The sequence below is a fragment of the Streptomyces sp. NPDC101151 genome (assembly GCF_044768335.1).
Lineage (GTDB): Bacteria > Actinomycetota > Actinomycetes > Streptomycetales > Streptomycetaceae > Streptomyces.
The window spans coordinates 227367-237965 of the sequence record NZ_JBIWPP010000010.1 but is presented as its reverse complement, the minus strand read 5'-3'; the positions used below and the strand labels follow the sequence as shown (position 1 = coordinate 237965).

The following is a 10599-nucleotide window of genomic DNA, read 5'->3' as shown; positions in this document are numbered from 1 at the left end:
TGTTATCGCGGCGATGGTGTCTCGGGTGCGGGCGAGATCCTCGCAGGTGGCGTGTGGGCCGCGCAGGATCAGCGGGCGATGCAGCCAGCCGTGGAGGGCGATCTCGTGGCTCTCTGCGGCGATCTCGCGGACCAAGCCAGGTGCGGCGTGTGCCTGACTGCCGAACAGGAAGAAGGTGGCATGCCCCCGACGCTCGGCCAGCAATCGCAGGAAGAGTGGGGTGGAGCGGATGTTCGGTCCGTCTTCGACGGTCAGGGCGACATGGTCGGGACGGCCCCGGCCAGAGAGGTGGGGCAGGACGCGGTTGCGCATCGGTCCCAACGTGGAGATGGCAGGCGCGGCATGGGCGGCTGCGAGCTCTGGTGGGGCTGCCGAAGCCGCCCGGCGGATGGGAGTCACGAGTGGTGGCCTCCCGGTAGCCTGCCGTGACCGGGGGCAAGGTCGTCCAGGTCGAGGCCGTGATGAATGGCGTGTGTCAGGTCTGGGCCGTCGTAGGCTGTCGCGATTCCTGCACCCACCGCGCACCCCCATACGGCGCATGCGACCAGAGCCGTGGTGGCGAGCCGCCGCGATGTGGGGTGCCGGTGCGGCGCGGTGGGGGAGGGAGCCGGCTTCGGGAGTCCCGATCGGTGTACGCGCGCTCTCTCGGCTGCCGGGCTTTCGGGCGAGCGTGAGGAAAGGCGGACGGTGAGCGGCCCGAGGGACGAAGAGAGCGCCGGCGGATCCGGCAGGCGGGCGCGCGGCGAGCTGGAAAGCGATGTGTCGGCCGCGCGCTGGGCGGCTGACGGTGCGATGACCGCCCGCCAGGTCCTCGATCGCTGACTGCACTGACTCAGTTGACTGGCTCGACTCAGGGAAGGCTCATCAGGGGTGGCAGCCGCATGCTCGACGGCGAAGGCGGCAATCGGCCCTTCGTGGCCCCCGTCACGACCACGTAAGCCCGAGGAGCCGGTTTGCTCGCGCACCTTCGTGAACCATCGGGCTGCGTGCCGCGTCCTCCTGATGCGCGGCCCGTGCCAGGCGGGCGCTGTGCGAGGGAGAGCAGGGGACGGATGACGGGTGAAACGATCGGTATCGGGCTGGCCGTATTGGTGGGCCTGGTGGGTCTGGGGGCCAGTGCGTGGGAGGCACGGCTGCAGATGCGGCTGAGCCGCTACGGGCTGCACGCCGAGGGGGTGGTGGTGGCCCAGGAGCATGAGCCCGGGGACGATTCTTCGACGCCCGTCATCGAGTTCATCGACCGGCAGGGCCGGCCCGTCAGGTTCCGGCCACCCACTACGGCGACGGGGCTGGACCTCGGAACCCATGTACCGGTCGCTTACCTGCCCGAAAAGCCGAAAAGCGCACGGGTGTTCACCTGGAAGTACCGCCTACATCAGATCGTCGGCCTGTTCTTCGGAGCCATGATCTTCCTCGGCGTCGCGGCAGGGTGCCTGCTCACGCGCTGAGCTTGTTCTCCCTCCTCGTTCTCACCAACGGATCCACCGTTAGGGCTGCCTTAGCCCTCGGTGCGGGTGGTTGGGCCGAAGCGGGTCAGGACTGTCATGGTCGGCCGGATGTTGCGCAGTCCCGGCAGCCGGCGCAGCACGGGCCACACGGTGCCGTAGTACAGGCCGCGCCCTCGTGGCAGCGGTAGCTCATGAACCTCGCAGATGGCCGGGTGAGCCGTGCGTACCTTTGGCAGATCCCCGGCATCGAGCGCCCAGGGCATAGGCGGGGTCACGTAACCCTGCGCCGTCTTCATCTCACCGCGCATCGTGCGCTCGCTGAACCACCGAGGCACGGCGTCGAAGATCAGGGTTCCGCCAGGGAATCCTTCGGCGCATCCCGCAATCAGCTCGCGCACTTCGGCGGGGTGCAGGTACATCAGCAGGCCCTGGGCGGTGACGAGCACGCCTTTGGTTGCATCTATCTCTTCCCGCCAGGACAGGTCGAGCGCCGACTGCGCGAGCGTCCGGCGGCGCTCCTGGTCCGGCAGCAGTGCGCGGCGTACCTTCGCCGTCTCAGGCAGTTCGACACACAGCCAGCGCACCCGGCCGTTGTCGACGCGCCAGAACTGGGTCTCCAGTCCTTCGGCAAGAGCGACGACGGTACCGTCGGGGTGTTCCCGGAGAAAGCCCCTGACGGCGTCGTCGAACGTGCGCACCCTCAGGGCCTGCCCCTGTGCGAGGAACGGGGAAGGGGTACCGAAGGTCTCCTCGAAGGGATAGTCGATCCGTTCGACCAGCTCGACCGCCTTCGGGTCATCGAGTACCGGGTGCGGCTGCCGCGCCTCAAAAGCCCGCTGGTAGAGGTTCCACAGCAGCGTCTCGGGCACGCCCTCCAGCCGGACGTGCCGTCTATTGACGTCCATCACGCTATTCCTCGCTGATCGCCGACCGTCACAGACAGCGTATGCAGGGTCGCTGAGGCTGCACGCCTTGCGATACGCCTTCGACCGCCAGTTCCCTGGCTTCGAATCCGCAGGGCACCGCACACTGCTCACGAGGACGGCGGGCGCGTCGTGCGGCCGGAGAGTACGGCCGTGCAGGGCCGACGACGCCGAATACGGCTCGCCTGACTGATAATGGATGGTGTGCGCTGGCTGTGGTGGCCTGCGCCTCGGGACGGATGCTGCTCGACTGCGGGCGGCCTTGGTGAGGAGACCGGCGCCATGACGGACAACGACGGTGAACGTCGGGCTGCCGGTGAACTTGAGGCCAGCGTCCTCGCTGCCTTGTGGGCGGCCGGCAAGCCCCTGACAGTGGCGCAGGTCAGGGCCGCCATATCGCAGCCCTTGGCCCGCACGACTGTGGCGACCCTGCTGACCCGCCTCCATGAGAAGGGAGTCATCGGTCGCCGATCGGGCACGCGAAGCTTCGTCTATTTTCCTGTGGACGACTCCCACGGCATGACCGCTCGCCGGATGCACCGCGAACTCGACCAGGACGCCGATCGAAGCATGGTGCTGGCGCGATTCGTCCAGGGGCTCAGCCCCGAGGACGAGGCGGAACTGAAGCGTCTGCTGGAGGAGGGCGAACAATGATCACGCTGCTCCTGGTCCCGCTGGTGCTGCCGTTCGCTCTGCCGCCACTGGCCCGGCGGATCGTGCATCAGGTCCGCCCGAAGGTCGCGCTGTGGACCGTCACCTCTGCGGCAGTCGCGCTGGCCGTGGGTGTCGTGGCCTGCCTAGGGGCGCTGCTGCTTCCCCTCGCGCTCACCGTCCCGGCACTTGGCCGGCTGGCCGATCTGATCCAGCCTCTCGATTCAGGACCTCAGTCTCTGGTCCTGGTCACATCCGCCCTGGCCACCGGCGCTCTTGCAGCCACCTGTTTCACCGCTGGGCGTCGCGCTCTACGGGAGGTACGGCGGTTCCGGGCAGCTCATGTCGATGTTGCGGATCTCCCGCATGTCGGAGAGCTGTGCGTCATCGATGACGCTCGCGCAGAAGCCTACGCGTTGGCCGGCACCCGCCGCAGGTCGAACAGGATCGTCGTGACCACCGGCATGCTTCGCGCTCTTGGACCAGGAGATCTCGAAGCCCTGCTCGCCCACGAGCGGGCCCACCTCGCCGGGCGCCACCACGTCTTTCTCGCCGTGGCCCAGTGCGCCGGCTGGTGCCACCCGGCCCTTGCCCGGGTCGTGGCTCATGTGTCGTTCGCCGTCGAGCGTGTCGCAGACGAAGCGGCTGCCGGTGCCTGCGGGGACCGGAGGACGACGGCACAAGCCGTTGGTCGGGCCGCGCTTGCCAGCACGCGTAGCAGGAAGCAGATCCTGCCTCCCTTCACGGCCGGCGCCACCGGCGGGCTCGTCCCTGCCCGGGTCAAGGCGCTCCTGACCGAGTCTCCCCGCCGTAGCCTCGCACCCGCCCTGCTGGCCATGGCCCTGCTTTGCGGGACTGCTGGTGCTTCATCGCTGGCCGGTGCGGTGTCTCTGCACCGCGACGTGGAAGTCGCGCAAGGTGAGAACCCCAGCGACTGACCGTTCCTCAGCAACGCGGCACGACCGACTCCGAGCGACCCTTGTGGCGTGTTGTGCCGGCGGGCGTCGCTCGTGCGATCCAGGCCTGTTGGGAGAACCCGGAGAGGTGCAGTCGCGGCACGGACACGGTTTGACGGCCACCCTCGGGGCTCAGTCACCTTCCGACCCGGGAGCGTCATACTGCACGAGGCGGTAGCCCTTGTGATCGGGAGCAGAGGTGTTCGGCTGAGGGGAAGAGGTCCTGAGCCGTCGTGCCCTCCGTGCTGCATTCACCAGAGCGACCATCATGGGCGAGGACCCCCACAACTTGCGGTACTGCCGCGTCGAGAATCCGGCCAGAACGGCAGCCGCTGACCAGGTTTCACCCCGGCTGATGGCGATCAGCGCGACCCGGAGCTTCGCTGGTGTCACCTTGCCGCGAGTTTGCAGCCCGTGTGCGGCTGCCAGATCACTCGCCGACTTCGCGGCTGCGGCGAAGGCGGAGTCCTTCTTCAGCCAGCTCTGCAGAACTCGGTCCGGCACTCCCGCCCACATGGCCGCAGCGCTCATCCCGAGTCCAAGTGCCATGCCCTGCAGCACGTCAGCCATACGCGATATCGACTCGTCTCGCAGGCTCGGCAACCCGCCCAAAGGCTCGGAGAGTGTGCGCTCGACGTCTCTCTGCGCGTCAAGCCACGTGACAACGCGGGCCGCACGCTCGTCGGTCTCCGGCTCGGTGATCAGTTCCTCCGGTTCGTACACCAACTCTCCCTGCTCACTCATCCTTGGCCGGGAAGAACGCCGGAGAGACAAGTCGGTACGCGGGACGGAGCCAAGACCCACTCGGGACGAGCGAGAGTGGCGTCAGCGGGAAGCTCAGCCGGCATGGGTGGGCGTGGCAGCCTTCTGGGGCCGGGGCGCCTTCCGGGTTCGTTCCGGGGCGAGGAAGAGCCCCATGACCGGGATGACATACAAAGCCCAGACGATCACTTGGAGGACGGTCGGATCGGGCTGGAAGTTGAAGATGCCCTTCAGAAGGGTGCCGTACCAGGAGTCCGGCGGAATGGTGGTGCTGATGTCGAAGGCGAGGCGGCGCAGACCGGGCAGGAGATCGGCTTCCTGCAGGTCGTGGATGCCATAGGCGAGGACACCGGCGGCCACGGCGACGAGCATGGCACCGGTCCAGCGGAAGAACTTCGCGAGGTTGATACGCAGGGCGCCCTTGTAGAAGAGCCAGCCCAGCACCGCGGAGGTGGCAAGTCCCAGGACTGCGCCGACGAGGGGACGGATTCCGTCGTTGGTGGCCTGCACGGCGGTCCAGATGAACAGGGACGTCTCCAGGCCTTCGCGGCCGACGGCGAAGAAGGAGGTCACGACCAGTGCTCCCGTGCCGACGGCCAGAGCGGCATCGAGCTTGGTCTGAAGTTCGCTCTTGAGGTGGCGGGCGGTGCGTCTCATCCAGAAGACCATCCACGTGACCAGGGCGACGGACAGGATGGACAGGGTGCCGCCGAGGGCTTCCTTGGCCTGGAAGGTAAGGGTGGAGGAACCGAACTGCAGGAGGGCGCCGAAGGCCAGGGACAGGCCTACGGCGAGGCCGACGCCGGCCCACAGGGGCGGGAGTTGACGGCGGTTGCCCGTTTTGACGAGGTAGGCGACGAGGATACAGACGACGAGACTGGCTTCGAGGCCTTCGCGCAGTCCGATGAGGAAATTGCCGAACATGAACGGGCTGGTCCTTCCGGGCTACTTGACGACGGCGGCGGCGAGCTTGGACAGCGGTTCGGCGAGTGCGTTCACGCCGTCCGAGAGGTCCTTGCGCTGCCCTTGGCCGACCTTGTCGTAGGAGGTGAAGCCGTCGTCGTCGGTACCGGTGCGGTACTTGCCGAGGAGCGAGTTCAGCGAGACGAACTGGGCGTCCAATTCCTTGACCAGGTTCGTGTCGTTCTTCGCCGCGATGGGCTTGAGCAGTTCATAGGACTTCTGGGCGCCGTCCAGGTTGCCCTTGAAGTCGACCAGGTCGGTGTGCGAGTAGCGTTCCTCTTCCCCGGTGACCTTGTTGCGAGCGACTTCGTCGAGCAGGCTCTTAGCGCCGTTCGCCATGGACGTGGGCGTGATCTCCGCCTGACCGACCTTCTTCACCCAGGTCTTCAGATCGGCCATGAGCTGATCGGCGAGCTGCTGCTCCCCGTCACCGATCTTGCCGTCCTGCCACAGTGCCTTCTCCAGGCGGTGCCAACCGGTCCAGTCTTTGGCTGGATCCTGTCCGGCTTCCAGGCCGTCCTCGCGGACATCGACCTTGGGGTCGATGTCTCCGAACGACTCGGCGACGGGCTCGGTGCGCTCCCAGCCGATCCTTGAGGGCGCGTACAGTTTCTTGGCCTTTGCCACGTCTCCGGCCTTGACCGCGTCGGCGAACGCCTTGGCCTTGGGGAGTGTCTCCTGAGCCTGTGCGAGAACGTAGCTGCGGTAGGCAGCAACAGCGGCGTCCGCCTCGGGGCTGCGCCGGGCAGCCGTGTTGTCGCCGGTGACCGTCACCTTCTGGCGGATGCCGTCGCCCTTCATCCCCGGCTTGCATGCGATCTCGTAGTCGCCTGCCTTGATTTCGGCAGTGATCGAAGTCGTGGTGCCCGGGCCTATGTTCTCGCGCTCCGCGGCTATCCGGTCGTCGGGGAACAGTACGTACACCTCGGTGACCTCGGCGCCCTTGTTCTCCACGTCCAGGGTGAGCTGACCTGCAGGGAACCGGGTCTTGGAGACCTTGCAGGATGAGTCCGAGGCCGTCACCCGGACCGCGTCGTCGCCGCCGTGGTTCTTCTGCGTGCATCCTGTCAGGGAGACGGCAGTTGCCACGACGGCTCCGACGAGGAGGTGGTGGGGTCTCACGGACATGGGTGGGCCTCGTTTCATGCAAAGGGGGAAGGGCAGGCGGTAGCGCCGACCGAGCGGAGTCTACTGAACTGTAGACAGTAAGGAAAGGTTTACCTAAGCCTCGTGAATTGAGGCGACCGGGTCTCGTGTCGCGCCGCGCGGCCGCCGCACCGTGCTGCGCTGTGTCGGCTCGGCCGACTGCCTGCTCGCGTTCGAGGCGCGGAGCTCCGTTGCCCCAAGGGGTGTCGTCGCCGCGGCACCTGTCGTCACCACGGAACTTGCCCCTGAAATTACCTTCACGTGAGCGATTGACTACAGTCCAGTAGTCATCATGGATCCGTCCAACTTAGGTGTGCCTACGCTAATCGTCGCGGGAGCGGTCGAAGGTGGGCGGGGAGGGTCACATGTGGGATGACGCGTTTCCGAGCTTCCTGATCGGGCTGCGGGAAGGACTCGAAGCGGGACTCATCGTCTCCATCCTCGTCGCGACCCTCGTGCGGGCCGACGCCCGGTCCCGGCTGCCGCAGGTGTGGACCGGGGTCCTCGCGGCGATCGCGCTCGCCCTGAGCTTCGGCGCCGTACTCACCTTCACCGCCGCGTCCCTGTCCGCGACCGCCCAGGAGAGCTTCGGCGGCACCCTCAGCGTGATCGCCGTCGCGTTCGTCACCGCCATGGTGTTCTGGATGCGCCGCTCGGCGCGCAGCCTCTCCGGCGAGATCAAGGAGAAGGTCGCCGGCGCGCTCACCATGGGCGCGGGCGTGCTGATCGTCACGTCGTTTCTCGCGGTCGGTCGCGAGGGCCTGGAGACCGCCCTGTTCTTGTGGACCACCGCCCAGGCGGCCGGCGAGTCCGCTGGCCCCCTCACGGGCGCGGCGATCGGCGTGATTCTTGCGGCCGGGCTGTGCTGGGGCCTGTACCGGCGCGTCCTGAAGATCAACCTGACCAAGTTCTTCACGGCCACCGGCGCCGTCCTGATCGTCATCGCGGCCGGTGTCCTGGGCTACGGCCTGCGCGACCTTCAGGAGGGCGGCGTACTGCCGGGGAAGACGGCGTACGTCATCGACCTGAGCAGCAGCATCGACGCCGGCTCCTGGTACAGCACCCTGATCCAGGGCGTCTTCAATCTGACACCGATCATGACCTGGCTGCAGGTCATCGGCTACGTCGGCTACCTCACCGTGGTCATGGCACTGTTCACCCGCGGGGTCGGCGCCGCGACACCCAAGGCCGCCTCCGAGAAGCAGGTCTCCGAGCAGGACGCCCCGCCGCCCGCCCCTCGCCGACCAGGCTGGGTGGTTCCCGTTGCCGTTGTCGTCGTTCCGGCGGTCATCGCAGCCCTGGCCGTCACCTTCGGCCGCCCCAAGCCGGAAGCCGCCCAGACCATCGCCGTATCCCCAACGGAGTGCGGCAAGGGATTCACCCCGCCCAAGCCTGGTCGGCAGAGCTTCCAGATGCACAACACCGGAGACAAGACCTCCGAGGTATACCTCGTCGACCCGGCCACGAGTGCCGTCTACGGCGAGATCGAGGGGCTGGCACCTGGTACCACCCGTGCGCTGATCGCCACGGTCGCCGGGGGCACGTATGCGTGGCGGTGCGTGCCCACCGGCGGTACGGCAGTCACTTCCAGGGCTGTCCGCGTCACGGGCCGAGGCACGGTCAAGGCGGTCGTACCCGTCTCGGAACAGGACCTCGCAGGTCCCCTCGACCAGTACAAGTCGTACGTTCAGCAGGGGCTCACCACTCTCGTCGACCAGACCCGCAGCCTCGCTGCCGACATCAAGGGCGACCATCTCGGCAAGGCCCGCACCGACTGGCTCACCGCCCACCGGACCTACGCCTCTCTCGGCGCCGCCTACGGCACCTTCGAGGACTTCGACCAGAAGATCAACGGCCGATCTGACGGCTTGCCCAACGGCGTGCACGACAAGGACTTCGCCGGATTCCACCGCATCGAGTATGGCCTGTGGCACGGTGAGTCGGCGGCCTCACTCACGGCCTCGGCCGAGCAACTGGCCGCCGACGCCGCAGGACTGCAGGCGGTGTTTCCGCATCAAGACTTCGACCCCGGCGACCTGCCGCTGCGCACGCACGAGATTCTGGAGAACACGCTCCAGTTCGAGCTGACCGGCGACACGGACGAGGGGAGCGGCACGAACCTCGCCACCGCGGACGCGAACCTCGCCGGAACCCGCCAACTGGTCACTGTCCTCAAGCCACTGCTCACCAGCCGCGCACCCAAGCTGCTCCCGACGGTTGACGTCGACATCGCCCGACTGCAGAAACTCATTGACGCAGCTCACCGCGGCACCGATTGGACTTCCGCCGAGCAGCTCGCCGCCGCCTACAAGCAGCGTCTCGACGGGGCCACCGGGCAACTGTTGGAAGACCTTGCCCCGATCCCGGACCTCCTCGAGATTCGGAAGTCCGCCTGATGGCCACCGTACAGCCGCACCCTGAAGGGAACCCTGCGATGTCCACTGCCGACCCGTCGGCCTGCCCCGTCGGTCCTGCCCGCCGTTCCTTCGTGCGGACCGCGCTGGGCGCCGGTGCCGCCGGAACGGTCCTGGCCGGCGGTGGCTTCGCCCTCGGCGAGACGGGGGGCACCGTGCAGGCCCAACCGGCGGAGACAGACAGCACCGCGAAGTTCTCCTTCCACGGTGCCCATCAGGCCGGCATCGTCAGCCCGGCACCGGCCGCCGCCACCTTTGTCTCGTTGGACGTCATCGCCGACGACCGCCCGGGACTGGCCGAGCTGCTGCGCGTCATCACCGAACGGGCCCGTTTTCTGACCTCTGGCGGCAGCCCCATCGACCTGGGCGTCGGTGCGCCGCCCTCCGACAACGGCATCCTCGGCCCCGAGGTCCCCGCGGACGGCCTCACTGTCACCGTCGGCGTCGGCGCCTCGCTCTTCGACGATCGCTACGGTCTCGCCACGGCCAGGCCCGCCCGGCTCACCCCGATGCGGACCTTCCCGAACGACAACCTGAACGCGGCCGAGTGCCACGGAGACCTGTCCCTGCAGATCTGCGCCCAGAGTCAGGACACTGTGCTGCACGCGCTGCGCGACATCGCCCGGCACACCCGGGGTGCCATGCAGATCAAGTGGCGCATCGACGGCTTCCAGAACACCCCGCGACCCACCGGTGCCCAGCGCAACCTGCTCGGCTTCAAGGACGGCATCGCCAACCCCGACGTCAACTCTGCTCGCGAGACGGACAAGCTGATCTGGGTCGGCGGCGGACAGGGCGAGCCCGCCTGGGCCAAGGGCGGCAGTTACCAGGTGATCCGGATCATCCGCATGCTGGTCGAGTTCTGGGACCGGGTCTCTCTCGCCGAGCAGGAGAAGATGTTCGGCCGCCGCAAGGACACCGGCGCCCCGCTCGATGGAGCCGAGGAGACCGACTCCCCGAACTACGCCAAGGACCCGCAGGGCAACGCGATCCCTCTGGACTCGCACATCCGACTCGCCAACCCGCGTACCGCCAGGACCGACAGCTCCCGCATCCTGCGCCGCGGCTACAACTACGACCGGGGCGTGGACAACGTCGGTAACCTCGACATGGGCCTGGTCTTCTGCAGCTACCAGCAGGACGTCAAGCGCCAGTTCGAGGCTGTGCAGACCCGGCTGATCGACGAGCCCCTGGTCGACTACATCTCTCCCACCGGCGGCGGCTACTTCTTCGCCCTGCCTGGCGTACGCGACAGTAAAGACTGGCTCGGTCGCGCACTCATCGCGACCTGAGGTAGCGCCCTGGCCCGACGACCAGCGCGGGTACCCGCGCGTCA

At 67.6% G+C, this 10599-nt stretch carries 9 protein-coding genes and 1 pseudogene; 5 read left to right on the top strand and 5 right to left on the bottom strand.

Annotation, left to right across the window (positions count from 1 at the left end; genetic code table 11):
* Nucleotides 1–15 precede the first annotated feature (15 nt).
* Nucleotides 16–312 (bottom strand): annotated as a pseudogene (locus tag ACIRU3_RS21195) (polysaccharide deacetylase family protein); the annotation flags it as partial.
* Between the two features lie 740 nt (nucleotides 313–1052).
* Between ACIRU3_RS21195 and ACIRU3_RS21190 the strand changes: the two are divergent.
* Nucleotides 1053–1448, top strand: a complete 396-nt coding sequence (locus ACIRU3_RS21190; RefSeq protein WP_404058332.1) for a DUF3592 domain-containing protein — start codon at nucleotides 1053–1055, stop codon at nucleotides 1446–1448.
* A 50-nt stretch (nucleotides 1449–1498) separates the two neighbouring features.
* Here the strand turns inward: ACIRU3_RS21190 and ACIRU3_RS21185 are convergent, their stop codons facing one another.
* Nucleotides 1499–2317, bottom strand: a complete 819-nt coding sequence (locus ACIRU3_RS21185) for a class I SAM-dependent methyltransferase (RefSeq protein ID WP_404058330.1) — start codon at nucleotides 2315–2317, stop codon at nucleotides 1499–1501.
* Between the two features lie 336 nt (nucleotides 2318–2653).
* Between ACIRU3_RS21185 and ACIRU3_RS21180 the strand changes: the two genes are divergently transcribed.
* Both ACIRU3_RS21180 and ACIRU3_RS21175 read left to right on the top strand, forming a co-directional pair.
* The gene (locus ACIRU3_RS21180; protein ID WP_404058328.1) at nucleotides 2654–3025 is read left to right on the top strand and encodes a BlaI/MecI/CopY family transcriptional regulator; all 372 of its coding nucleotides are present in this window, start codon (nucleotides 2654–2656) and stop codon (nucleotides 3023–3025) included.
* The gene (locus ACIRU3_RS21175; protein ID WP_404058326.1) at nucleotides 3022–3960 is read left to right on the top strand and encodes a M56 family metallopeptidase; all 939 of its coding nucleotides are present in this window, start codon (nucleotides 3022–3024) and stop codon (nucleotides 3958–3960) included. The genes ACIRU3_RS21180 and ACIRU3_RS21175 overlap by 4 nt, the downstream gene beginning before the upstream one ends.
* 150 nt (nucleotides 3961–4110) lie before the next feature.
* Here the strand turns inward: ACIRU3_RS21175 and ACIRU3_RS21170 are convergent, their stop codons facing one another.
* From ACIRU3_RS21170 to efeO, 3 genes are all read right to left on the bottom strand, one after another.
* Nucleotides 4111–4701 (bottom strand): hypothetical protein, encoded by a 591-nt coding sequence (locus ACIRU3_RS21170; RefSeq protein WP_404058324.1) that lies wholly within the window; start codon nucleotides 4699–4701, stop codon nucleotides 4111–4113.
* A 114-nt stretch (nucleotides 4702–4815) separates the two neighbouring features.
* Nucleotides 4816–5664 carry an iron uptake transporter permease EfeU gene (gene efeU / locus ACIRU3_RS21165; RefSeq protein WP_404058322.1) on the bottom strand — a complete coding sequence of 283 codons (849 nt, stop codon included), beginning with the start codon at nucleotides 5662–5664 and terminating at the stop codon, nucleotides 4816–4818.
* 21 nt (nucleotides 5665–5685) lie between these two features.
* Nucleotides 5686–6831 (bottom strand): iron uptake system protein EfeO, encoded by a 1146-nt coding sequence (gene efeO, locus ACIRU3_RS21160; protein ID WP_404058320.1) that lies wholly within the window; start codon nucleotides 6829–6831, stop codon nucleotides 5686–5688.
* Nucleotides 6832–7214: 383 nt separating this feature from the next.
* Here efeO and efeU (ACIRU3_RS21155) point away from each other — a divergent pair, with 383 nt between their 5' ends.
* Nucleotides 7215–9245: an iron uptake transporter permease EfeU gene (efeU, locus tag ACIRU3_RS21155; RefSeq protein WP_404058318.1), complete on the top strand. Its 2031-nt coding sequence runs from the start codon at nucleotides 7215–7217 to the stop codon at nucleotides 9243–9245.
* Between the two features lie 38 nt (nucleotides 9246–9283).
* Nucleotides 9284–10555 carry an iron uptake transporter deferrochelatase/peroxidase subunit gene (gene efeB, locus ACIRU3_RS21150; RefSeq protein WP_404058316.1) on the top strand — a complete coding sequence of 424 codons (1272 nt, stop codon included), beginning with the start codon at nucleotides 9284–9286 and terminating at the stop codon, nucleotides 10553–10555.
* Nucleotides 10556–10599: the final 44 nt, after the last annotated feature.